The sequence below is a fragment of the Uniformispora flossi genome (genome assembly GCF_049534875.1).
GTDB lineage: Bacteria > Actinomycetota > Actinomycetes > Streptomycetales > Streptomycetaceae > Yinghuangia > Yinghuangia aomiensis.
In genome coordinates this window covers 215,284-239,719 of the sequence record NZ_JBMULZ010000010.1, presented here as the reverse complement: position 1 = coordinate 239,719, position 24,436 = coordinate 215,284, and the positions used below count along the sequence as shown (strand labels likewise).

General features: G+C 70.2%; 15 protein-coding genes. 10 read left to right on the top strand and 5 right to left on the bottom strand.

Translation table 11 applies throughout. The features are described 5' to 3' along the window. Positions 1-85: 85 nt before the first annotated feature. Together ACPA54_RS22860 and ACPA54_RS22855 are read right to left on the bottom strand one after the other, a co-directional pair. Positions 86-424 (bottom strand): P-II family nitrogen regulator, encoded by a 339-nt coding sequence (locus ACPA54_RS22860; protein ID WP_345673280.1) that lies wholly within the window; start codon positions 422-424, stop codon positions 86-88. After that, positions 421-1,761: an ammonium transporter gene (locus tag ACPA54_RS22855; protein ID WP_423532587.1), complete on the bottom strand. Its 1,341-nt coding sequence runs from the start codon at positions 1,759-1,761 to the stop codon at positions 421-423. The genes ACPA54_RS22860 and ACPA54_RS22855 overlap by 4 nt, the downstream gene beginning before the upstream one ends. Before the next feature lie 705 nt (positions 1,762-2,466). Here ACPA54_RS22855 and ACPA54_RS22850 point away from each other — a divergent pair. From ACPA54_RS22850 to ACPA54_RS22815, 8 genes are all read left to right on the top strand, one after another. After that, the gene (locus ACPA54_RS22850) at positions 2,467-3,438 is read left to right on the top strand and encodes an ABC transporter permease (protein WP_423532585.1); all 972 of its coding nucleotides are present in this window, start codon (positions 2,467-2,469) and stop codon (positions 3,436-3,438) included. Continuing rightward, positions 3,435-4,343: an ABC transporter permease gene (locus tag ACPA54_RS22845; RefSeq protein ID WP_345673277.1), complete on the top strand. Its 909-nt coding sequence runs from the start codon at positions 3,435-3,437 to the stop codon at positions 4,341-4,343. The genes ACPA54_RS22850 and ACPA54_RS22845 overlap by 4 nt, the downstream gene beginning before the upstream one ends. 38 nt (positions 4,344-4,381) lie before the next feature. Next, entirely contained in the window at positions 4,382-5,458 is a 1,077-nt protein-coding gene (locus tag ACPA54_RS22840) for an ABC transporter ATP-binding protein (protein ID WP_423532583.1), read from the top strand. Further along, positions 5,455-6,873 (top strand): ABC transporter ATP-binding protein, encoded by a 1,419-nt coding sequence (locus ACPA54_RS22835; RefSeq protein ID WP_423532581.1) that lies wholly within the window; start codon positions 5,455-5,457, stop codon positions 6,871-6,873. Before ACPA54_RS22840 ends, ACPA54_RS22835 begins: the two co-directional genes overlap by 4 nt. Positions 6,874-7,204: 331 nt before the next feature. Next, positions 7,205-8,824, top strand: a complete 1,620-nt coding sequence (locus tag ACPA54_RS22830; RefSeq protein WP_423532579.1) for an ABC transporter substrate-binding protein — start codon at positions 7,205-7,207, stop codon at positions 8,822-8,824. A 412-nt stretch (positions 8,825-9,236) separates the two neighbouring features. Further along, complete coding sequence (locus tag ACPA54_RS22825; RefSeq protein ID WP_423532577.1) at positions 9,237-10,868, top strand: ABC transporter substrate-binding protein; 1,632 nt, start codon at positions 9,237-9,239, stop codon at positions 10,866-10,868. A gap of 395 nt (positions 10,869-11,263) precedes the next feature. Next, complete coding sequence (locus ACPA54_RS22820; RefSeq protein ID WP_423532575.1) at positions 11,264-12,877, top strand: ABC transporter substrate-binding protein; 1,614 nt, start codon at positions 11,264-11,266, stop codon at positions 12,875-12,877. Positions 12,878-13,350: 473 nt separating this feature from the next. Continuing rightward, positions 13,351-14,940, top strand: a complete 1,590-nt coding sequence (locus tag ACPA54_RS22815) for an ABC transporter substrate-binding protein (RefSeq protein WP_423532573.1) — start codon at positions 13,351-13,353, stop codon at positions 14,938-14,940. 89 nt (positions 14,941-15,029) lie between these two features. Here the strand turns inward: ACPA54_RS22815 and ACPA54_RS22810 are convergent, their stop codons facing one another. Then, a complete protein-coding gene (locus ACPA54_RS22810; protein WP_423532571.1) occupies positions 15,030-16,589 on the bottom strand; it encodes an NsdA family TPR-like regulatory protein in 1,560 nt (519 codons plus the stop codon). A gap of 297 nt (positions 16,590-16,886) precedes the next feature. On the opposite strand from ACPA54_RS22810, the gene ACPA54_RS22805 reads away from it, so the two are divergent. Continuing rightward, a complete protein-coding gene (locus tag ACPA54_RS22805) occupies positions 16,887-17,552 on the top strand; it encodes a bifunctional DNA primase/polymerase (RefSeq protein ID WP_345673269.1) in 666 nt (221 codons plus the stop codon). Positions 17,553-17,641: 89 nt separating this feature from the next. Here the strand turns inward: ACPA54_RS22805 and ftsY are convergent, their stop codons facing one another. After that, positions 17,642-18,850: a signal recognition particle-docking protein FtsY gene (ftsY, locus tag ACPA54_RS22800; RefSeq protein WP_423532569.1), complete on the bottom strand. Its 1,209-nt coding sequence runs from the start codon at positions 18,848-18,850 to the stop codon at positions 17,642-17,644. A gap of 667 nt (positions 18,851-19,517) precedes the next feature. Between ftsY and ACPA54_RS22795 the strand changes: the two genes are divergently transcribed. After that, positions 19,518-20,510, top strand: a complete 993-nt coding sequence (locus ACPA54_RS22795; RefSeq protein WP_423532568.1) for an LLM class flavin-dependent oxidoreductase — start codon at positions 19,518-19,520, stop codon at positions 20,508-20,510. A 167-nt stretch (positions 20,511-20,677) separates the two neighbouring features. Here the strand turns inward: ACPA54_RS22795 and smc are convergent, their stop codons facing one another. Continuing rightward, complete coding sequence (gene smc / locus ACPA54_RS22790) at positions 20,678-24,310, bottom strand: chromosome segregation protein SMC (protein ID WP_423532566.1); 3,633 nt, start codon at positions 24,308-24,310, stop codon at positions 20,678-20,680. Positions 24,311-24,436 lie beyond the last annotated feature (126 nt).

Below are 24,436 nucleotides of genomic sequence, written 5' to 3'. Positions count from 1 at the left end.
AGCCCGCACGCCGGTGTGGCGGTGCGGGCTCGGGGCGCAGGCATTGCGGTTTCCGGTGCGTTCCGGTGCGGGGGTCGCGGGGCGCTCAGAGCGCCTCGGGTCCGCGTTCTCCGGTGCGGACCCGGACGACGCTGTCGACCGGGACGATCCAGGCTTTCCCGTCGCCGATCTTGCCGGTGCGGGCGGCCTTGACGATCACTTCGAGGAGTTCTTCGGCGTCGTCGTCGTCGGTGACGACCTCCAGGCGGACCTTGGGGACGAGGTCGACCTGGTATTCGGCGCCGCGGTACACCTCGGTGTGGCCGCGCTGGCGGCCGTAGCCGCTGGCTTCGGTGACGGTGATGCCGTGGACGCCGTACGCCTGGAGGGCGTTCTTGACGTCGTCGAGCCGGTGCGGCTTGATCACCGCGGTGATGAGCTTCACGCGTCCACCTTCGATTCGGCCGCTGCGGAGCTGCTTGCGGCAACGTGGGCCGGGGCCGGCCGGAGGGAGCCGCCCATGGTGGCGAAGTCGTAGGCGGTCTCGGCGTGTTCGACCTGGTCGATGCCGGTGACCTCGTCGTCTTCGGCGACCCGGAAGCCCATGGTCTTGTCGATGACGAAGGCGATGGCGTAGGCGAGGACGAAGGAGTAGACGAGGACGATCGCGGCACCGGCGGCCTGGCGGCCGAGCTGCTCGGCGCCGCCGCCGTAGAAGAGGCCGGCCTTGGCGCCGTTGGTGTAGACGGTGCCGACCATCTCCTTCGTGGCGAACAGGCCGATGAGGAGGGTGCCGACGACGCCGCCGACGAGGTGGACGCCGACCACGTCGAGCGAGTCGTCGAAGCCGAACTTGTACTTGAGGCTGATGGCGAGGGCGCACACGCCGCCCGCGATGAGGCCGATGGCGATCGAGCCGAGCGGGCTGACCGAGGCACACGCGGGGGTGATGGCGACCAGGCCGGCGACCGCGCCGGACGCGGCGCCGAGGGTGGTGAAGTGGCCGTCGCGGATCTTCTCGACGGCGAGCCAGCCGAGGACCGCGGCGGCGGTGGCGACCTGGGTGTTGACGAACACCATCGACGCGGAGCCGTTGGCGCCGAGCGCGGAGCCGGCGTTGAAGCCGAACCAGCCGAACCACAGGAGGCCCGCGCCGAGCATCACGAACGGCACGTTGTGCGGCCGCATCGGGTCCTTGCGCCACGACACGCGCTTGCCGAGCACGAGTGCGCAGGCCAGGGCCGCCGCACCGGCGTTGATGTGCACCGCGGTGCCGCCGGCGAAGTCCATGACGTGGAGCTTCGCGTTGATGAAGCCGTTCGGCGAGAACACCCAGTGCGCGACCGGGAAGTAGACCAGGGTCGACCACACGGCGACGAACAGTGTCCATGCGGTGAACTTGGCGCGGTCCGCGATGGCGCCGCTGATCAGCGCGGGCGTGATGATGGCGAACATCAGCTGGAACGCGACGACGGCGATGATCGGGACACCCGAGGTGCCCCACTGCCCGTCCGTCATCGAGATGTCGTGCAGCGCCCACTGCTTGAAGCCGCCCCAGACGGTGCTGCCGTCGGGCGCGTCGTTCGCGTTGCCGAAGGCGACGGTCCACCCGTAGAGGATCCACAGGACCGTGACGACCGCGATGCAGATGAAGTTCATCATCAGCATGTTGAGCACGCTCTTGGCCCGCACCATGCCGCCGTAGAAGAACGCCAGGCCCGGCGTCATCAACAGGACGAGTGCGGCGCTCACGAGTACGAAAGCGGTGTTACCCGTGTCCATACTCCGCCTCTCTTCTCCGGTGCCCCGGCCGACCTCCGGGGCTCATGGGAAGAACCTTCGGGGCGTGAGGTTTCACGGCGTGTCGCGGCGTGTTTCGCGGGGGTGACGGTTCCCGCACGAGTGTTTCGGCGGTGTGAACGCCCGCGCACGGCCCGCGCTGGGGTCTCCGACGGCGGGATCCGGGGGGTCCGCGCGGGCAACTCCGGGGCGCCGCGGGCGGTTTCCGGACAGCGGGCGCGGACGTGCGGGTCTCGCGCGCGCGGGCGCGCGCAGAAGAAGGGACCGCGGGGGACCGGCGGGAGAGGTCACCGTACACCTGTCCGGCCGGCCTCCGCGCACGTACCTCGGCGTACGGATCAAGGTGGCACCGAGTGCCGTCCGCGGCACGCCGTGACAGGCGGGCAACTGCTGGTCAGAGGGGCAATAGGGGTCCCGCGGGAATAGCCCGGACGTTCCCGACGGGCTGGTTGGTAAAGCCTGGCGGGGACAGTGAGACCGATCACGGGAATGCATTGACATTGATCGCACTCACTGCCGTAATTAATCACCGCGCTTAACTGACGGACCGTCAAGGCACGTGTCACCAGGGCCTCCGACCCCCGTCACCGCGGATGCGCAGACTGTCCCAATATCCGTCCCGATATCGGTCTCCACGAGTCAGCCGACCTGAAGCCGACCAGACCCGCGAGAGGGGGTGACGCCGTCGTGTGGCGCCTGCTCGGTCGCAAGGTCCTCCATCTGATTCCGGTGTTGTTCCTGGTCACGTTCGCCACCACAGCGATGCCCGAGATGATGAAGCTCGGGGATTCGAGCAAGACCCCGGTCGCCGCCAAGCTCACCCCGGACATGACGCCCGCGGACGTGAAGGCGCTCGAAAAGGAATACGGCTACGACAAGCCGCTGTTCGAGCGCTACACGGACTGGGTCGGCGACGCCGTCACCGGCGACCTCGGCAAGTCGATCGCCACCGACCAGCCCGTGATGGAGTCGATCAAGGAGCGCTACCCGGCGACCCTCGAGCTGGCCGTCACCGCGCTGTTCATCGCGTTGCTCGTGGCCGTTCCGCTGGGTGTCTGGTCCGCGGCGAAAGCCGGGCGATTGCCCGACAAAATCATGGGCGGTATGTCGTCGGCGCTGCTGGCCGTTCCGCCGTTCATCAGCTCGGTCCTGCTGGTCTACCTGTTCGCCGCGCCCGGCACGCTCGGACAAGTCTTCCCGAATACCGGGTGGGCGAAGTTCTCCGAGGATCCGGGCGGCAACATCGAGTACCTGATGCTGCCCGCGATCGTCCTCGCGCTCGCGGAAATCCCCCAGTTCCTGCGGCTGCTGCGCAGTGACATGCTCGGCACGCTGCAAGAGGACTACATCCTCACGGCGCGCTCCAAGGGCCTCTCGACGCCGTACGTGCTGTTCCGGCACGCGCTGCGGCCGTCGTCGTTCTCGCTGATCACCATCTCGGGCCTCACCCTGGGCCGGCTCATCGGCGGCACCGTCATCGTCGAGGTCTACTTCAGCATCCCCGGCCTGGGGCAGAGCATCGTCGGGGCCATCCAGGCCAACAACGACGTACCTGTCGTGCAGGGCACCGTCGTCGTCATCGCGGTCGGATACGTCCTGCTGAACGCACTGGTCGATATCGGTTACATGCTGATCGACCCGAGAGTGAGGGCGCGATGAGCCTCGTCGAAACCGAGAACAGCCTCGGCCTGACCGAGTCCGGCGTGGAGTCGCCGGGCGAGGCCGCCGCGGAGATCAAGGCCAAGAAGAAGCGGCCGGGGATCCTCTGGTACCTGTCGCTGGGCTGGATCGGCATCGTGATCCTCATGGTGCTGTTCGCCGACCTGCTGCCGGCCGAGTACGACAAGCCGATCGGCGAGTCGCACCTGGCGCCGTTCCAGTCGTGGCCGGAGTTCCTGGGCACCGACTACCTCGGGCGCAGCACGCTGACCCGGATCGCGCTGGGCGCCCGCACGTCGCTGATCGTGGCGACCGTGCCGGTGGCCCTGGGCATCCTGATCGGCGGCCTGCTCGGGCTCGCGTCCGCGTATTTCCGCGGAACCGTCGAAGCGATCGTGGACATCGTCGCGGACGCGCTGCTCGCGTTCCCGCCGCTGCTCCTCCTGCTCATGCTGGCGTCGGCGTTCAAGCCGCCGTCCGTCTGGAACATCACCGCGGGCCTCGCGGTGCTGGCCGTCCCGGGCTTCTACCGGCTCACCAAAGCGAACGCGATCGCGCAGTCGAAACGCGAGTACGTCGTGGTGGCCCGGGCGATGGGGGCAAAGCCCGGCCGGATCATGTTCCGCGAGCTGATGCCGAACACCGTCGCGGTGATCCTGTCGTACGCCGTCATCGTGATGGCCGTCATGATCGTCGCGGAAGGCTCCCTGTCGTTCCTCGGCGTCGGTGTCCCCGACCCCGAGCCGAGCTGGGGCGGCATGGTGTTCAAGGAGAAGGACGCGCTCGAGGACGCGCCCGGCCAGGTGTTCATCCCCTGTGCCGTGCTCTTCCTGACGGTGTTCTCCCTCAACGTCATCGGCGACCGGCTGCGCGCGAAGTTCGACGTGCGCGAATCCAACCTCTAGCCGCCTGACCAGGCGCTTTCGACGGACGGACCGTATTCATGGATCGGAACAAAGACGCCCCCGCGTCGGACGTCCCGCTGCTGGAGGTCGCCGACCTCAAGGTTCACCTCAACACCCCGCGCGGCCTCCTCAAGGCGGTCGACGGCGTGTCGTTCCGCATCGCCCGCGGCGAGACCCTGGGCCTGGTCGGCGAGTCCGGCTCGGGCAAGTCGATGCTGGTGCGTTCGCTGATGGGCATCAGCCCGTCGATCGCGAAGATCAGCGGCAGCGTCAAGCTCGACGGCGACGAACTGGTGGGCATCCCGCGCAAGCAGGCGCGGAGCATCTGGGGCAACCGGATCGCGATGGTCTTCCAGGACCCGATGACGTCGCTCAACCCGGTCGTGCGCATCGAGCGCCAGCTGACCGAGCCGATGCGCGAGCACATGGAGATCTCCCGCGCGGACGCGAAGGTCCGCGCGGTGGACCTCCTCAAGCAGGTGGGCATCCCGGAGCCGGAGAAGCGGGCGAAGCAGTACCCGCACCAGCTGTCCGGCGGCATGCGCCAGCGCGTCACCATCGCCATGGCGCTGGCCTGCGACCCCGACCTGCTGATCGCGGACGAGGCGACCACCGCCCTGGACGTGACCGTGCAGCGGCAGATCCTGGACCTCCTGGAGGAGATCCAGGAGGACCGCGGCATGGGCATGATCCTGGTCAGCCACGACCTCGGCGTGGTGGCCGGCCGCACCGACGAGATCGCCGTGATGTACGCGGGCCGCATGGTGGAGCACTCCCCCACCGACGACCTGTTCGTGCACCGCCGGCACCGCTACACCGAAGCGCTCCTGGCCGCCGTGCCGCGCCTGGACGTGCCGAAGACGATGCGGCCGAGCCCCATCGCGGGCAGCCCGCCGGACCTGGTCACGTTCAAGGGCGGCTGCGCCTTCGCGGCACGCTGCGACACCGCCGCGGACGTGTGCCACACCGAGCGCCCGGATCTGCGGGCGAACGGCAATCCGCTGCACCTGTTCGCGTGCCACCACCCGGTCGGCGAGGACGAAGCCTTGGACGTCCCGGTGACCGTCGGGGCGGGAGCAAGCACCAGCACGGAGACCAAGGAGGTCTCGGCATGACCGCCGGCAAGAAGAAGACCACCGCGGCCGCCGCCAAGACCAGGGCCAAGTCCGAGGAAGCCAAGTCCGAGGAAACCAAGGTCGAAGAAGCCAAGGCTGAGGACGCCAAGACCGAAGAGGTCAAGGCCGAAGAAGTCAAGGCGGGCGAGGCGAAGAAGGACGACGCCAAGGCCGACGAGACCAAGGCGGACACGGAGAAGGCCGAAGAAGCCAAGGCCGAGGAAGCCGACGAGGCCAAGGCGGACGACGCCAAGGCCGAGGAGAGCAAGGCCGACGAGGCGAAGAAGGACGACGCCAAGGCGGAGGACGCCGAGTCCGAAGCCGCGTCCGAGGCCAAGTCCGAGTCCGAGGCAGAGGCAGAGAAGGCCGACGACGCCGAGGTCCCCGCCGCCGAGTCCGCGAAGGTCCCGGCGAGCCGCGAGGCGGTCGACGACGACATCCTGCTCACCGTCTCCGACCTCGTGCAGCAGTTCCGGGTGCCCGGCGGCGTCATGAACGCCGTCGCGGGCGTCGGGTTCGAGCTGAAGCGCGGCAAGACGCTCGGCCTGGTCGGCGAGTCCGGCTGCGGCAAGTCCACGCTCGCGCGGGCGATCCTGCAGCTCACCAAGCCCACCAAGGGCTCGGTCGTGTTCGACGGGCAGGACCTGACCAAGCTGAACAAGGAAGGGCTGCGCGTCATGCGCCGCCGCATCCAGATGGTGTTCCAGGACCCGATCTCGGCGCTCAACCCGCGCCGCAAGATCAAGGACATCGTCGCCGAAGGCCTGGTCATCTCCGGCACGCCCAAGGACGAGGTCGCGCCGCGCGTCGCCGAGATGCTGCGCAAGGTGGGCCTGGACCCGGAGTTCGTGTCGGACCGCCGTCCGCACCAGTTCTCCGGCGGCCAGTGCCAGCGCATCGCGATCGCGCGCGCCATGGTGGTCAACCCGGACCTGCTGATCTGCGACGAGCCGGTCGCGTCCCTGGACGTGTCGGTGCAGGCGCAGGTGCTCGACCTGCTCGACGACATGAAGGCGTCCACCGGCGTCTCGATGATCTTCGTCGCGCACGACCTCGCGGTGGTCCGGAACATCAGCGACGAGGTCGCGGTGATGTACCTGGGCAGGATCTGCGAGACCGGCGACACCGACGCCATCTACGACAACCCGGCGCATCCGTACACGCGGGCGCTGCTGGACGCCGTGCCCGCCCCGGACCCCGGCGCCGAGCACTCCGGTCCGGCGCTCAAGGGCGAGATCCCGTCGCCCATGCGGCCGCCCACCGGCTGCCGGTTCCGGACCCGCTGCCCGCTCGCCACCGACCGGTGCGCGGACGAGGTTCCGCAACTCCGCGAGGTCGCCCCGGGGCACCGGGTGGCCTGCCACTTCCCGCTCGTCGGAGAGAACGCGGAGGAGGCGGTCGCCGCCTCCGCCTGACCGTACGTCAGAATCATCCACGCACGTCCGCCGTACGCCGGACCGCGAAGCCACCACGGCTCCGCGGTCCGGCGTACGGCGTTTCCGGACCAAGGCACGAATCACCGCCAACCAACCGGAATGCCACGGAGATTGCCGTCCACACGTCGACACGTGTCACCCCGTGGCGCCTAGCACCGCCAGTACCGCCCTGCACTTCCGAACCACCCGCGCATGTGTCCGGCGCCGTCGACGACGGGCGCCGGACGCGCGGGGAGCACGTAGCAAGTCGCACCTCCATCGGTACCACCGTCCGCCCCCGGACGGGCAATGCGTTAGGACGACCCCAGCAGTGGCTTTCGCACGACCTGAGATACAGCCGTCACACACCTTCCGCTACCGCTACCGGCGCGCTTCGCTGCGCAAGCCGCTGGTGCTCATGGCGGCCGCAGGCACCGTTCTCGTCGCCGCGTGCGGCGACAACGGCACGACCAGCCCGCAGGCCGCAGGAACGCCGAAGGACGGCGGCACGATGACCTTCCTGCTGCAAAGCGAGGCACGCGGACTGGATCCGTTCACCGCCTCGTACAACAACGTCGTGGACGGCAACCGCATGGCCGCCATCTACGACGAACTCGTCTGGGCCGACCCGAACACCGGCACGGTCCACCCCCAGCTGGCGGAGAGCCTGCTGCCGAAGGAACCCACCGCCAAGGTGTGGATGCTGACCCTGCGTCCCGACGTCAAGTTCACCGACGGCACCCCGCTCGACGCCAACGCCGTCAAGGTGAACTGGGACCGGCACGCCGACCCGAAGGTGCAGTCGCAGCAGAACGCCGCCGCGGCCGGCCTGGACACCGAGGTCGTCGACGACACCCACCTGCAGATCACCCTGCCGGAACGGAACGCGAACTTCGACCGCATGGTCGCCACGCAGCTGACCTACATCGCGTCGCCGAAGTGCATAGCCAGCCAGAAGTGCGCGGAAAACCCGGTCGGTGCGGGCCCGTTCATGCTCAACCCGGGGAACTGGCACAAGGGGCAGTCGCTCACGCTGGACCGCAACCCCACGTACTTCAAGAAGGGCGCGCCCTACCTCGACCACGTCGTGTTCAAGGTCGACCCCGACCCGGGGCACGCGGTCGGGGAACTCAAGGCGGGCCGCGCCGACGCCACATCGACGATCGACCCGATGGTGGTGGCCCAGGCCCGCGACGGCGGCCTCGGCACCGTCTCGGTGATCCTGTCCGGCGGCCAGATGATCTCCTTCAACACCTCCTCCGGGCCGTTCTCCGACCCCGACGCGCGCCGCGCGGTCGCGAACGCGCTCAGCGCGGACGCCATCAACCAGCAGATCTTCGACGGCACCGGGGCCGTCGCGCACGGCATTTTCTCGTCCTCCAGCCCGGTCGCCAACGACCAGCTCCAGCAGCCGAACAACAACCCGGACGAGGCGGCGCGGCTGTTCGCGAAGGTCACCGCGAACGGCAGCAAGCCGCTCACCGCAACGCTGATCATCCCGAACGCGCCGAACACCGTGAAGGTCGCGCAGTACATCCAGCAGACCCTGGCGAAGTACCCGGGCGTCAAGCTGAACGTCGAGACGCTCGACGTCCCCACCTTCATCACCCGGTCGAACATCGAACGCCGCTTCGAGGTCAAGATCGACCAGATCTGGCTCCCGGACCCGGAGCCGATCCTGGTCGGCTTCCTGCGCGGCGACAGCTTCTCGAACTGCTGCTTCTACAAGAACCCGGCGGTCGACCAGGCGCTGATCGCCGCGCGTACGACGATCGACAACACCGTGCGCCGCGACGCCTACACGCAGGTGCAGATCGCGCTCAACCGCGACGTGCCGTTCTGGGTGTACCAGGAGGCGATCGGGACCGCGGTGTTCGCCTCGCGGATCACCGGTGTGAGCCTGCACAGCGACGGCGTCGCCCTGTTCGACCGCATCGGCCTGCGCCGCTGACCCGCGCCGCCGACGGCGGACCAGAGCGCATGAATCCGCGCGAAACGTCCTCGGCGTGTTCGTCGGGTGACGGCCGAGAACACTCGACGGTGGACCCGACTCGTCTGAGGCAGTAGAAAGGGGCAGCCCGCATCACGTGACGAAGCAGGCCGGGCCGCCGCGTCCACGGCGGCCCGGCCTCCGCGTATCCGCGGCCGGGCGGGGTTCCGTCCTCCGGGAACCCGCCCCCACCGCGCACCCTCCACGGTGCGCGGCATGCACGAAGCACGACCCAGCACCGCCGAACCACCAACGCACCACCCGGCTTGCCCACGGTCTGCCATCCCCCGACGGTCACCGTGCAGCTGCCGGTATCGCGCACCACCGCCGCCCGCGGCAAACGGACGGCCCGTCAGGTGAAGGTTGGCCAGCAGTGACTCGTACTTCCCGCGCTATCCGAATACCCGCGCCCGCGCGGCGGAACACCGCGTTCCGCCAGGGCCGGTCTCTCGCGGCCACGGTCGTCGCCGGCGTCCTCCTCGCCGGATGCGGCGGCGGCAGCGACACTCCCCCGACGCCCGGCGGCACGCCCAAGCAGGGCGGCTCGCTGACGATGACCGTGCCGGGCGACGCGGCGAGCTTCGACCCGGCCCAGACGTCGTTCGTCGCCGCGGCGGACGGCAACCGCATGTCGGCGGTCTACGACGCGCTCGTGGTCACCGACCCGGCGACCGGGACCGTGCAGCCGCAGATCGCCGAGCGGCTCGCCCCCGACGGCAACAACATGTTGCAGTGGGACCTCACCATCAAGCCCAACGTGACGTTCAGCGACGGCACGCCGTACGACGCCGGCGCCGTCAAGGTGAACTGGGACCGCCACAAGGACATGAGCATCGGGTCGTTCCAAAGCATGGCCGCGATGAACATCAAGGCAGTGGCTGTCGACGCGACCAACCCGCTGCTGCTGCACATCACCTTGAACACGCCGAACGCGAACTTCGACCGCATCGTGGCCCGCAACCTGTCCTTCATCGCGTCGCCGAAGGCCATGGCCGATCCCGGCAAGCTGAAGGACCACCCGGTCGGCGCCGGGCCCTTCATGCTCAAGGAATGGGTGCCCGGCCAGAAGCAGGTGTTCGCCAAGAACCCCAACTACTGGCAGAAGGACAAGGGCCTGCCCTATCTGGACCAGATCGTCATCAACGTCGACATGGACGTGAAGCGCGGGGTCGAGAGCCTCGGCAAGTCGTCCGACCTGATGGTGACCGTCGACCCGGCGAACATCGGGCTCGGCAAGAGCAACGGCCTCGGCGTCGAGGAGATCCACCTCAACGGCGGCGCGATGGTCCTGTTCAACAACCTCAAGGGGCCGTTCACCGACGTGCGGGCGCGCCAGGCGGTCGCCTACGCGCTCAGCGGCGCGGAGATCAACGACAAGTTCTACAACGGCGCGGGCACCCCGGCGAAGGGCATCTTCGGCTCGGCGTCCCCGCTCGCCAACAACCAGCTCTCGGCCCCGGAGAACAACGCGGACAAGGCCAAGGAGCTGTTCGACCAGGTGACGAAGAACGGCACCAAGCCGCTTCAGTTCACCTACATCACCCCGTCGGCGCCGACGACCGTGGACGTGGCCCGCTTCATCCAGCAGAAGCTGAGCACTTACCGCGGTGTGGAGATGAAGATCCAGCAGGTGGACATCCCCACCTACATCCGCACCGTCCGCAAGGGCGGCGAAGGCTGGACGGCGGCGGTCGGGCAGCAGTGGATCGACGACCCGGAGCCGGGGATCTACGACCTGCTCCACGGCGGCCTCGCGGCGTTCGGCAACTCGGCGGGCTACGACAACGCCGAGGTGAACAAGGCGCTCGAAGCGGCCCGCCTGACGACGGACACCGCAGACCGCCGCGACGCCTACACGCGCGTCCAGACGCAGCTCAACGACGACATGCCGTTCTGGGTCTACCAGGAGGCCGTCTCCGCGGCGCTCTTCACGCCCAAGGTGACCGGTCTCCAGCTGTTCAACGACGGTCTGGTGCGCTGGGAGCTGATCGGGCTGCACAAGTAGCCCTCCCAGGCGGCTGAGCCGCCTGTCCGGCAGCGGAATCCGCGCCGCCGGACGCCCTCGGCACGGGGGTGTCCGGCGGCGCCGCGCGTCCGTGCCGGGGGCGGAATCCGGACGCTGTGACTCCGAGTGCCGCCGATCACTGGAACATCAGAATCTGACGATGTAACAGATTCGGCTCGACAACAAACTTTCCCGCGTTAAGCACCTACGGTGGCCCTCACGTTCGCGACGCCCCGCACGTCGGCGCCCCGGACGCGCACCGCGCAGTTCCATGCTCCACCCCTCGCCCCACCCCGCCGCGCCGCCTCCCGGGCCGCGCGGCGGACCGCACGGCAGCACGATCTGGCCGGCCCCGGACCGGCCCGCCACGTACTCGCCAGGAGGAGGCAGTAACGGTGTCAGCACGACGCAAAACACGCATCGGGATCGGCGGTCTCGGTGGTCGCCGCGGAGCGGCGATCGCGGGCCTGGTGGCCCTTGGCCTCGCCGCCACGGCCTGCGGCAGCGACGCGAAGGACAAGACGAGCGACGACAAGTCCAACGGCGCCACCGCGCCCGCTGTGCAGGGCGGGCACCTGACCATGCTCGCCGTGCAGGACTCGGCGGCCTTGGACCCGTTCCGCACGTCCTATGTCGCGGTCGCCGACGAACCGCGCATGGCCGCGCTCTACGACCCGATGTTCTACATCGACCCGAAGACCGGCAAGGTGACGCCCTTCCTGGGCGAGTCGCTCACGACCGCGGACAACGGCGCCACATGGCAGCTGAAGCTGCGCCAAGGCGTGCAGTTCAGCGACGGCACTCCGTTCGACGCCGCGGCGGTGAAGCTCAACTTCGACACGCACGCGAAGTTGGACACCCACTCGGTGCACGCCGGTTCGGCGATGATGTTCACCAGCGCGGTGACCGACCCGCAGACCGTCACGCTGACCCCGGTCGGCGGTCCGAACCCGAACCTGGACCGCACGGTCGCGTCGGAGCTGACCTACATCGAGGCGCCGTCCGCCATCAACAAGGGCCCCGAGGTGTACGGCAGCCAGCCGATCGGCGCGGGCCCGTTCGTCCTCAAGAGCTGGCAGCGCGGCAGCGTCCAGGAGTTCGAGCGCAACCCGAACTACTGGCAGAAGGACAAGGGCCTGCCGAAGCTGGACGGCATCAGCGTCAAGAACGTGCCGGACATCCAGCAGCAGTACACCAGCGTCAAGTCCGGTCAGGCGGACATCTTCGTCAGCTCGGACCAGAAGCTGCTCTCCAAGGCGAAGAGCGAGCTGAACGTCGCCGAGTTCAAGACCGACGGCGGCCAGATGGTGCAGTTCAACCTGGCGAAGGCGCCGTTCAACGACCCGCGGGCGCGGCGCGCGATCGCGCTGGCGCTCGACCCGACGGAGATCCCCAAGACGCTCGACAACGGGTACGTCCCGGCCACGGGCTACTTCAACTCCTCCGGCCCGTTCGTCGACCCGGCGGTCAAGCAGCCGGCCCCGAACAAGGACGAAGCGCAGAAGCTCTTCAACGAGCTGGCCGCCGAGGGCAAGAAGGTCGAGTTCAGCTACCTGGTGCCGCAGAACCCGTCGTCGGTGAAGGTCGCCGAGTTCATGCAGAGCCGCCTGCGGCAGTTCCAGAACGTGACGATGACGATCGAGTCCCTGGAGATCGGCGCGTACATCCAGAAGTACGCGATCAAGCGGGACTTCCAGGCGATGCTGTTCCAGCAGTGGGTCGTCGACCCGGAGCCGACGGTGTTCAACTCGTTCTACTCCGGCAGCTTCCTCAACTTCATCGGCTGGAAGAACGCGGACGCGGACAAGGCGCTGCTGGCGGGGCGGATGAGCACCGACCCGGCGGCACGGAAGCAGGCCTACTCGGACCTGCAGAAGGCGATGGCGGCCGACCTGCCGATCTGGGTGTACGCCGAGTCGTCGAACGGTCCGATCTTCAGCACCAAGATCACGGGCGTGGAGCAGTACAACGCCGGCGTGTTCTTCATGGACCGGATCGGCCGGAAGTAGCCCCCGACCCCCGGGCCGGGCACCCGCCCCGGGGGTGACGTTCGGCAAGCATGCGGCGCCCCTCCGTGCATCGGAGGGGCGCCGCTGCGCGTCCGGACCCCGCCGAGAAGCTTGACTGTGTAACAGATCGGCTTCGGGCACGTGCAACTTGCGCCAACTATCCCTACGGTGACCCAGAGCACGCGGTGCACAGGATCGGTGATCTTGCGCACATCGCGTTTCCCCCGGAGCAGAACAGCCCTCGTGACTGCCATGCTCCACACGTGTCACCCGGCAGCCGTCCGACGGCCGCCGGCGCGCGGCTCCCCGGCTCCGCGGTCCCATCCCGCCGCCCAAGCTCCCGGCCGCATTTCTGCAAGGTCTCACAGCTATACGGCTCGACAGCTCCACGGTTCCCCCTGCTCCACAGCACGACAGCACCAACCGACCGGACCCGGTCCGGTCGTCATGTTCTCGGCGGAGGTGGCAAGACGGTGTCAGCACGACGCACGGCAGCACGGCGCACCATGCAAGGCACGGCAATACCCGCACTGATCGCGGCGCTCGCGTTGACCGCGACCGCGTGCGGGGGCAACGACAAGAAGTCGGACAGCTCGTCCGGCGGCGGTACCGCCAAGAACGGCGGCAAGATGACGATGCTCGCGGTCCAGGACTCCAAGTCCCTGGACCCGTTCCGCGCGTCATATGTGGCGGTGGCGGACGAGCCGCGGATGGCGGCCCTGTACGACCCGCTGGTCTACATCGATGTGAAGACGGGCAATGTCACCCCGTTCCTGGCCGAGTCGCTGACCACCGCCGACAACGGCGCGACCTGGACGCTGAAGCTGCGCCCCGGGGTGCAGTTCAGCGACGGCACGCCGCTGGACGCGGCAGCCGTGAAGCTCAACTGGGAGACCCACGCCAAGCCGGAGACGGCTTCGGTGCACATCGCCGCTGCGGCCCGCCTGGGCCTGGAGGTCGTGGACCCGCAGAACCTCAAGATCACCCCGGGGACGGGCCCGAACCCGAGCTTCGACAAGATGGTCGCCACGCACCTCACCTACATCGAGGCGCCGTCGGCGATCAACAAGGGCCTCGACAGCGCCGGCACGCAGCCGATCGGCGCCGGCCCGTTCATGCTCAAGTCCTGGACGCGCGGCAGTGAGCAGGTGTTCGTCAAGAACCCGAACTACTGGCAGAAGGACAAGGGTCTGCCGAAGCTCGACGAACTGTCGATCAAGAACGTCCCGGACATCCAGCAGCAGCTGAACTCGGTCAAGTCCGGCCAGGCCGACATCTTCCACAGCTCGGACCCGAAGCTCCTCGCCGAGGCCAAGTCGTCGGTGCAGTCGCAGGTCAAGGAAGACCTCGGCGGCCAGTACATCGGCTTCAACGCCGCCAAGGCGCCGTTCGACGACCAGCGTGCCCGGCGCGCGATCGCTCTCGCGCTCGACCCGGCCGAGATCCCGAAGACACTCCAGAACGGCTACATCCCGGCGAAGAGCTTCTTCCCGCAGGCGTCGCCGTTCTTCGACCCGCAGTACGTGCAGCCCGCGCCGAACAAGGACGAAGCGCAGAAGCTGTTCAACGAGCTCGCGGCGGCCGGCAAGAAGGTCGATTTCACGCTCCTGGTGCCGAAGAACCCGTCGTCCGACAAGGTCGCCGAGTTCTTCAAGAGCCGGCTGAGCACCTTCGAGAACGTGTCGATGAACATCGAGTCGATCGAAATCGGCCAGTACATCCAGAAGTACGCGATCCAGAAGGACTTCCAGGGCATCCTCTTCCAGCAGTGGCTGGTCGACCCGGAGCCCGACATGTTCAACACCTTCCTGTCGCAGAGCCCGATGAACTACTTCGCGTGGAAGAACGCGGACGCGGACGCCGCCCTGATGGCCGGCCGCACGGCCACCGACCCGGCCGCCCGCAAGAAGGCCTACTCGGACCTCCAGAAGGCGATGGTCACCGACCTGCCGATCTGGGCGTACGCCGAGTCGCAGGTGGGCCCGATCTACAGCAAGAAGGTCACCGGCGTGGAGATGTACAACACCGGCACGGTCTTCATGGACCGCATCGGCCTGTCGTAACCCCGCCCGCGGCGCTTCGCCGCGGACCCGGAACCGGGGCGGCGCCCCTCCGCAACGTGCGGAGGGGCGCCGCCTTTTCTGAGTACGGGTCACACCTGCGGGAACGGCGCCTCGGGCAGTTCCGCGGTCAGCCGGTCGACGAGCGACCGGACGGCGGCGGTGTCGCCGAACCGGTCGACGGCGCTCCGCACGGTGCGCCGCAACCGCGTCGCCAGCCGGTCCGACCGGACCCGCCCGGCCAGGTCGAGCGCACCGGCGGCGGCCTCGCACGCGGCGTCCGCCTCGTGTTCGAGGACGTGCACCGACGCCAGGCCGATCAGGCCGAGGGCGAGCGAACGCGCATAGTCGGGGGTATCGGCGAACAGCCGCACGGCCTTCTCCATCGGCGGCCGGGCGCGTTCCGCCGGTCCCGCGCTGCGGTACGCCAGGTCGCGGTACGCGTGCCCGGCCTCCGCCGCCAGCTCCGCCTCGCCGAAGTACCGGATCCAGTCGGGCTCCGCGGATTCCCCCGCGTCGGCCGCGAGCTGTTCGGCGAGGACGAGCGAACGACGGCACTTGTCGGCCTGCGCGAGCCCGGCGTGGGCCCGGCCTTCGACCGCGTAGAGCATCGCCTGGGTGCGCGGGCCCGCGCTGTCGCGGGCGCCGTACTGCGCGAGGTGGACCAGCTCCAACGCGTCCGACGGGCGGTCCAGGTGAATCATCTGACGGGCCATCACGCCGAGGACGTTGGCTCCGAGCGGCCGGTCCCCGGCTTCCTTGGCGGCGTGCAGCGCCAGCACGAAGTACTTCTGCGCGCCCGGCTGCATGCCGACGTCGTAGGACATCCAGCCGGCCAGCAGCGCCAGCTCTGCGGTGAGCCGGAAGAGCCGGTCGCGGACCGGGAGCGGATAAGCGTCCTGCAGCAGGTCGGTGACCTCCTGCAGCTGGCCGACCACGGCCTTGCGCCGGAGGCCGCCCCCGCACTGCATGTCCCAGTCGCGGAACAGCCGCACGGTCTCTTCCAATTGGTCCAGCTCGCCGGCCCCTATTCGGCCCGGGGCCAGGGGGGCACGAGGCGGCAGCGGCGGCACCGGGGTGGGGGCGAGCCACCGCTGCATCGGCTCGACCAGCGCCGGGCCCGCCGACAACGCCAGGGACGCGCCGAGGAACCCCCGGCGGCCCAGCATGAGGTCGCTGCGCGAGAACTCGCCGAGCAGGTCCACCACCGACTCGGGCGACCACGGCAGGTCGACGCCGGAACCGGTGAACAGCGCGCCCGGCTCCTTGAAGCCGAGGTCCTCGACGGCGACCACGCAGCCGAACTGCTCGCTGAACAGCTCGGAGATGATGCGCGGTATCGGATCGCGCGGCTGCTCGCCGTCCAGCCACCGCCGCACGCGCGACGTGTCGGTGCTGACGTGCAGGGCGCCCTGCCGGCGCGCGCGGCGGTTGACCTGGCGCGCGAACTCGCCCTTGGACCAGCCGGTGCGGTCGAACCACGACGCGAGGCGGTCGTTGGGCTGCTTGCCCGACCCGGAACGGCGCGGCTCGCCCGCGGGCCCGGCGGCGAACGACTCGCCCGCGGGCTCCGCGAACGGGTCCTCGGGGACACCGCCGGGGCCCTCGGCCCGGGCGGCGAATCCTGCGATCTCGGCTTCTGCGATTGACACCGGATTCTCCCCCTGTGCACTCCACACCGTCGTGCCCGGTTCCCTTCGGTCGCCCAACGGATGTCCCGGGGACCGTGCGCAATGTCCCGTATGCCGAAAGTAACCCCGGGAGCGGCGGCCAAGCGGGCGAACGGGAAAACGCCACTGTTCGCCACCCCTTGCGCCAGGGTCACCGCAGGGGGCTCGCACGCTTGACTGGTAGTCGACCGGCAACCGCCCACCGCCGCTTCCGCCGCAGCTCCGCCGCGGTTGCGTAGCGGAGCCGTAACCAAAAGTGACGGGAGCCGTTGGGAGGTCATGGACATCATGCTCGGATCGCGCCGACGCACCCGCACGGCCCTGTGGCAGGCGGTGTCGGAGTATGTCGAGCAGCGGAACTGGCCCGTCGCCCAGGGAACCTACCTGGTGCGGGACGGGCGCAGCACGCGCTGTTCGTGCGGCCGCGCGGCCTGCGCCGCCCCCGGCATGCACCCGTCCGACCCGGAGTGGTCGGCGCACGCGACGACCGCGCCCGCGGCGGCACGCTACCTGTGGTCCCAGTGGCCGGACAGCACCGTGGTCCTGCCGACCGGGCGCGCGTTCGACGCGATCGGCGTCCCGGCCCCCGCGGGCCGCCGGGCACTGGTCCGGCTGGAGCGCATGGGTACGCCGCTGGGGCCGGTGCTGGAGACCCCGACCGGGCGGCTGTTCTTCCTGGTCGCCGCCGGGGCCGCGGGCGAACTCCCGCACCTGCTGTACCAAATGGGCTGGGACGACGCGGAACTCGACCTGCGCTGCCACGGCGAGGGCGACTACATTTTCGCGCCGCCGTCACCGCTCGGCCTGCTCGGCACCGCGGAGTGGATCCGCCCGCCCGACGACACCCGCGCGCTCCCCGAGGCGCGCCTGCTGCTCGGCACCCTCGCCTACGCCTGCCACAGCAACAGCCCGCGCGCCGGCCGCGGGCTCTGGCTCGCCTCCTGAACCGAGCAGCACTTCCCCGGACATGCCGAAGGGCCGACGACCTCGCGGTCGCCGGCCCTCTTGTGTTGCGTGTGCCGTGGTGCGGGCGGTCAGTCGCCGATCAGCGCGTCGACGAACGCGCTCGGCTCGAACGGCGCGAGGTCGTCCGGACCCTCGCCCAGGCCGATCAGCTTGACCGGGACGCCCAGCTCGCGCTGCACGGCGACCACGATGCCGCCCTTGGCGGTGCCGTCCAGCTTCGTGAGCACGATGCCGGTGATGTTGACGACCTCGGCGAAGACCCGGGCCTGCACGAGGCCGTTCTGGCCGGTGGTGGCGTCCAGGACCAGCAGGACCTCGTCGACCGGGCCGTGCTTCTCGACGACGCGCTTGACCTTGCCCAGCTCGTCCATGAGGCCGGTCTTGGTGTGCAGGCGGCCGGCGGTGTCGATGAGGACGGTGTCGACGCCCTCGGCGATGCCTTCCTTGACCGCGTCGAACGCGACGGACGCGGGGTCGCCGCCCTCCGGGCCGCGCACGGTGCGCGCGCCGACCCGCTCGCCCCAGGTCTGGAGCTGGTCGGCGGCCGCGGCGCGGAACGTGTCGGCGGCGCCGAGCACGACGGTGTGGCCGTCGGCGACGAGGACGCGGGCGAGCTTGCCGGTGGTGGTGGTCTTGCCGGTGCCGTTGACGCCGACGACCATCAGCACGCCGGGAGCACCGTCGGCGGCCTTGGTGGTGGTCAGCGAACGGTCGTAGTCGGTGCCGACGAGCGCGAGGAGCTCCTCGTGCAGCAGGGCGCGCAGGTCGGCGGGGCTGCGGGTGCCGAGGACCTTGACGCGGGTACGGAGGCGTTCGACGAGTTCCTGGGTGGGGGCGACGCCGACGTCGGCGGTGAGGAGGGTGTCCTCGATCTCCTCCCAGGTGTCCTCGTCGAGGTGCTCGCGGGACAGCAGGGCCAGCAGCCCCTTGCCGAAGGTGTTCTGCGACCGGGCGAGCCGGGCCCGCAGCCGCACCAGGCGGCCGGCCGTCGGCTCGGGCACCTCCAGCGCGGGCGGCGCCTCTTCGAGGGTGTCCGGAACGGTGGCCGCGCCGGCCTCGTCGGCTGCGGGCGGCGCCTCGGTCTCGGGCAGGTCGAGCGTGTCGATTCCGCGGCGCGGCGGCTCGGGCAGCTGCTGCGCGTCCTCGCCGACGCTCGGCTCGACGGGGGTGCGGGGCGGAGGCGGTGCGACGGAGCCGCGGCGCGAGCCGACGACGAACCAGCCGGCTGCGCCGAGCACCACGACCGCGATGACGACGACAAGGATCAGAGTTTCCATAGGAGCCCCAGTCTCCCAGACACCCTCCCGCCAACCGAACCTCGGACACGACGCGCAGAGGACGCGAGGCGGGCGCCGCGAACGTGGGCAGGGAAAGCGCGGGTCAGGCGCGGGGCCGGGCGCGCGGGCGGCGGGCGCGGAGGTCCGAGGCAGGCCCCGCGGCCGGGGCCACGATGCCCGGAACCTCGGACACGACACAACGCCGCCACCATCGGCGGTCGCCGGGTCGTGGCCGACCGGACCCGCGGTGGCGGACGGCGCGGTCGGCAGTCGGCGGTCGGGCACGGCCGCGAAACCCGCACCGCGGCCTGTCCCGCAGCGCGGCAAGGCCCCCCACTCACAACCGCACCGCACGACCCGCGCCCCACCACCCGGCGCTCCCCCGCCGCCGCTTCGCTGTGCGGCCCGCCCCGTCCCCCCTCTCATTTCCCCCGCCGCTCCGCGGCCCCACACCGGCCCGGTTCGGGGCATTCCGGTGGGTTCGCGACCGCGTCAAGGGGACCTGTGCCAACAACGTGGTGGGGAGCGGCAAGTGCGGGGTCTGTCAAGGCGTTGAATCCTGACTGGGTGTCAGATAGCTTGCCGGGGCCAAGCATGCTCCCGGGTCGCCCGGCCGCGCGAAAAACGCGCCGGGGCCGGCGGGACGATCGGAAGGTGTGCAGCCCCCATGGCAGTGACGAATCTGCGGTTCAACCAGGTGACTCCCGGTCTGGACCGAGCCGACGTCCAGTCCCGCTACAAGGCCACCATCGAGATGGCCAAGTTCGCGGACGCGAACGGGTTCGACATGATCAGCCTGGAGGAGCACCACGGCGCGGAGAACGCCTGGAGCCCGTCCCCGCTCAGCACCGCGGGTGCGATATTCGGCGCCACCGACCGCATCGGCGTGATCATCTGCGCGCTGCTCGCCCCGCTGTACGACCCGATCCGCCTCGCCGAGGACATCGCCGTCCTCGACAACATCAGCGCCGGCCGCCTCTCGATCGTCGCGGGCCTCGGCTACCGCCCCGTCGAGTACGCGGGCCTCGACCGCGAGTGGACCCGCCGCGGCAAGATCCAGGACGAGGTCCTGGAGACGCTCCTCAAGGCCTGGACCGGCGAGGAGTTCGAGTACCGCGGCCGCACCGCCCGCGTCACCCCGCGCCCGTTCACCGACCCGCACCCGATGGTCATGGTCGGCGGCACCGCCAAGGCCTCCGTGCGCCGCGCCGTGCGCCTGAAGCTGCCGTTCTACGCCGCGGCGAACATCCCCGAGCTGGAGTCGTACTACTACGAACTCGCGGCCGAGCAGGGCTTCGAGGGCGGCTTCGCGGTCATGCCGCCGGCCTCCACGAAGATGATCTACTGCACCGAGGACCCCGACAAGGCGTGGGCGGAGTACGGCAAGTACTTCCTGCACGAGGCGGAGACCTACTCGAGCTGGCAGACCGCCGACATCGAGTCGGCCGTCGAGTCGCACGCGCACACCGTCGACGACCTCCGCAAGGAGGGCATCTACACCTGCCTCACGCCGGAGGAGTGCATCGAGATCGGCCGCACCGGCGGTCTGACCGACGCCCTGATCCTGCACCCGCTGTGCGGCGGCCTGCCGATCGACGCCGGCTGGGCGAGCCTGCAGCTGTTCAACGACAAGGTCATGCCGCACAACCACCCGGAGTGACCGGGCGCGCGGCAGCCTGACGAGCCGCACGGACAGAACGTGAGGGCGGCCGGATCACTCCGGCCGCCCTCACGTTTTCCACCGTCCGAAGCCGGAAGCCCAAAGCCGGAAACCCGAGACCGGAAACCCGAGACCGGAAGCCCGCAGCCCGGGAAGCCGACCGCCGCTCAGCCCGCGGCCGCAGGCTCCGGCACCGCCGACGGCGCCGCCTCGGCACCGTCGCCCGCGTCCTCGTCCTTGATCAGCCGCTGGCTGATCACCGTGGTCACGCCGTCACCGCGCATGGAGACGCCGTAGAGCGCGTCGGCGACCTCCATCGTGCGCTTCTGGTGGGTGATCACGATCAGCTGCGAACTCTCCCGCAGTTCGGAGAAGATCCGGATGAGCCGCTGGAGGTTGGTGTCGTCCAGCGCGGCTTCCACCTCGTCCATGACGTAGAACGGGCTCGGCCGCGCTTTGAAGATGGCGACCAGCAGCGCGACCGCGGTCAGCGACCGCTCGCCGCCGGACAGCAGCGACAGCCGCTTGACCTTCTTCCCCGGCGGCCTCGCCTCGACCTCGACACCGGTGGAGAGCATGTCGTCCGGGTCGGTCAGCACCAGGCGGCCTTCACCGCCCGGGAACAGCCGCGAGAACACGCCTTCGAACTCGCGTGCGGTGTCGTGGTACGCCGACGTGAACACCTGCTCGACCCGTTCGTCGACCTCCTTGACCACGGTCAGCAGGTCGCGCCGGGTGTTCTTGAGGTCTTCGAGCTGCTCGGTCAGGAACTTGTGGCGTTCCTCCAGCGCCGCGAACTCCTCGAGCGCCAGCGGGTTGATCTTGCCGAGCTGGACGTACGCCTTCTCCGCCGCCGCCAGCCGCTTCTCCTGCTCGGCCCGCACATACGGCCGCGGCTGCGCCTCCTTCGACTCCGGGTCCCGGACCTCGCCCTCCGCGGGCGGGGTCGGCGGCACCAGGGTGTCCGGCCCGTACTCGCCGACGAGACCGGCCGCGTCCATGCCGTGCTCTTCGAGCGCCTTGGCCTCCAACTGCTCGATCCGCAGCCGCTTTTCGGTGCGCAGCATCTCGTCGCGGTGCACCGAGTCGGTGAGCTTCTCCAGTTCCGCGGCGAGTTCGCGGACCCGGCTGCGTTCCCGCGCGAGGTCCTGTTCACGGACGGCGCGGGCGCGTTCCGCGGCCGAGCGTTCGGCTTCGGCGCGGGCGAGCGAGGCTTCCGCGAAGCGCAGCAGGGTCTGGGTGCCGGCCAGCACGGCGCCCGCGACCCGGGCTTCGACGGCCATGCGTTCGCGGCGTTCCGCGGCCCGCGAGCGCGCTTCGCGTTCCATGCGCGCGCCGCGGTCGAGCGAGTCGGCGCGCCCGGACAGCGCTTTGACCTGTTCTTCGTGGGTGCGTACGGACAGCCGGGCTTCCATCTCGGCCTGCCGCGACGCGGTGGCCTCGGCGGCGAGCCGGTCGCGGGTGCCCGAGTCGGGCTCCTCGTCGTCCGGCATCTCCTCGGCGGTTTCGAGGCGTGCGGACAGCTCTTCGAAGGCGAGCGCGTCCTGTTCCTTGGCGGCTTCGGCCTTGGCGACCGCCCCGGCGAGCCGTTCGGCTTCGCCCGCCGCGGCGCGGGCTTGGCCGCCGAGCCTGCCGAGTTCCTTGGCGGCCGCGGACCGGGCCTTCTCGATCTCGCGGCGTTCGGCGGTCAGCTGTTCGACGGCGGCGGCCGCGTCCTTGCGGGCCGCGGTCGCCGCGGCGAGGTCGTCCTTGGCCGTCGCGCAGCGGTCCACGAGCGCGTCCAGCCGGGCCGCGGCCTCGTCCACGGCGGCCTGCACTTCGAGCAGGCTGGCCGCGGACGCGGAGCCGCCGTGCGCGAAGTCCGCACCCAGCAGGTCCCCCTCGCGGGTGACGGCACGAACCCCGGGAACCGCGGCGACCAGTGCCGCGGCGGCTTCGAGGTCGTCCACCACGGCGACCTTGTCGAGCAGCCGGTGCACCGCGCCGGCGATCTCCGGCGGCGCGGTGAGCAGCCGCACCGCGTACGTCGCGGACGCGGGCAGGCCCGGCCAGTCCGCCGTCCCGTCGCCGTCGTCCGCGCCGCCGACGAGCAGTCCGGCCCGCCCCGCGTCGTCTTTGCGGAGCAGTCGCAGCGCGTCGGCGGCGGTGTCGACGCCGTCCACCGCGACGGCGTCGGAGGCCGCGCCGAGCGCCGCGGCGACCGCGGTCTCGGCGCCGTGCTGCACGGTGACCATCGCGGCGACGGTGCCGAGCACGCCGGACAACCGGTCGCCCGCGGCGAGCAGTGCGCCCGCGCCGTCCTTGCGGTTGAGCCCGAGTTCGAGGGCTTCCTTGCGGGCGGTGACCGCGGCGCGTTCGCGTTCGGCTTCCTTCTCCGCGTCGCGGGCCGCGGCCAGGGCGTCCTCGGCATCGGCCAGCATCGCGCGGGCTTCCTCGAGTCGGCCTTCGACGGCGCCGCCGTCTTCGCCGTCGTCTCCCCCGCCGACTTCGGCTTGCAGCGCGTCGAACTCCTGCTGCGCGGCGGCGGCCCGGGCCTGGGCGCCGGTGAGGGATTCGGTGAGCCGCCCGATCTCCGCCTCGGCACCGGCCACCCGGGTGCGGGCGGCGTTGACCTGTCCGGCGAGCCGGGCAAGGCCTTCGCGCCGGTCGGCGATCGCCCGCGCCGCGGCCTTGAGGCGCTTCTCCTCTTCCCCGAGGGCGCGTTCGAGTTCGCCGCGCCGCTCGGTGGTTTCGGCGAGCTGCACCATCGCCTCTTCGAGGGCTTCCTTCAGCTCCGCCTCGGTCTCGCGGATGCGGGCGGCCTCGCGCTCCATCTCCTCGGGGTCGCGGCCGCGGCGTTCCTCGGCGGGCTGCGCGGTGGCGTGCTTGACGCGCTGCTGGGCGAGTCCCGCCGTACCGCGCACGCGCTCGGTGAGCGAGGAGAGTTCGTACCAGGTCTCCTGGGCGCGGGCGAGCCGCGGCGTGAGCGCCTTGACCTCTTCTTCGAGCGCGGCTTCGCGGGCCTGGACTTCGCCGAGTTCGCGTTCCGCGACGGTACGCCGTTCGCGCAGCGCGGCCTCGTCGGCGATCTCCTCGTCGAGGTTCTTGCGCAGCGTCACCAGGTCGTCGGCGAGCAGCCGCAGCCGGGCGTCGCGCAGGTCCGCCTGGATCGACGCCGCCCGGCGGGCGACCTGCGCCTGGCGGCCGAGCGGCTTGAGCTGGCGGCGCAGTTCGTTGGTGAGGTCGGCGACCCGGGTGAGGTTGGCCTGCATCGCGTCGAGCTTGCGCAGCGCCTTTTCCTTGCGCTTGCGGTGCTTGAGGACGCCGGCGGCTTCCTCGATGAACGCGCGGCGCCCCATCGGGTCGGCCTGGAGCACCGAGTCGAGCTGGCCTTGGCCGACGATGACGTGCATCTCGCGGCCGATGCCCGAGTCGGACAGCAGCTCCTGGATGTCGAGCAGCCGGCAGGTGTTGCCGTTGATCTGGTACTCGGAGCCGCCGTTGCGGAACATCGTCCGCGTGATGGTGACTTCGGTGTAGTCGATGGGCAGCGCGCCGTCGGTGTTGTCGATGGTGAGGCTGACCTCGGCGCGGCCGAGCGGGGGACGTCCCGCGGTGCCCGCGAAGATGACGTCCTCCATCTTGCCGCCGCGCAGCGACTTGGCGCCCTGCTCGCCCATGACCCACGACAACGCGTCGACGACGTTGGACTTGCCGGAGCCGTTCGGCCCGACGACGCACGTGATGCCGGGCTCGAACCGCAGCGTCGTCGCGGACGCGAAGCTCTTGAATCCGCGGAGGGTGAGGCTCTTGAGGTGCACCCGCCGCAGCGTACCCGGACAGGTCGGGCACGACCCGGCAGAACCGCGAACCCGACGGCGTGTCGGAAGGGGTGTGACCTGGGAAGTGACGGGGTATCACGTCACCACGGCGGGAGACGAGGGGGA

What these genes read in the sequence shown, in the direction of transcription:
- ACPA54_RS22835 (WP_423532581.1), top strand. Translation starts at nt 5,455, where the DNA reads ATGACCGCCGGCAAGAAGAAGACCACCGCGGCCGCCGCCAAGACCAGG.
- ACPA54_RS22795 (WP_423532568.1), top strand. Translation starts at nt 19,518, where the DNA reads ATGGCAGTGACGAATCTGCGGTTCAACCAGGTGACTCCCGGTCTGGAC.
- ftsY (WP_423532569.1), bottom strand. Translation starts at nt 18,850, where the DNA reads ATGGAAACTCTGATCCTTGTCGTCGTCATCGCGGTCGTGGTGCTCGGC.
- ACPA54_RS22840 (WP_423532583.1), top strand. Translation starts at nt 4,382, where the DNA reads ATGGATCGGAACAAAGACGCCCCCGCGTCGGACGTCCCGCTGCTGGAG.
- ACPA54_RS22805 (WP_345673269.1), top strand. Translation starts at nt 16,887, where the DNA reads ATGGACATCATGCTCGGATCGCGCCGACGCACCCGCACGGCCCTGTGG.
- ACPA54_RS22855 (WP_423532587.1), bottom strand. Translation starts at nt 1,761, where the DNA reads ATGGACACGGGTAACACCGCTTTCGTACTCGTGAGCGCCGCACTCGTC.
- ACPA54_RS22845 (WP_345673277.1), top strand. Translation starts at nt 3,435, where the DNA reads ATGAGCCTCGTCGAAACCGAGAACAGCCTCGGCCTGACCGAGTCCGGC.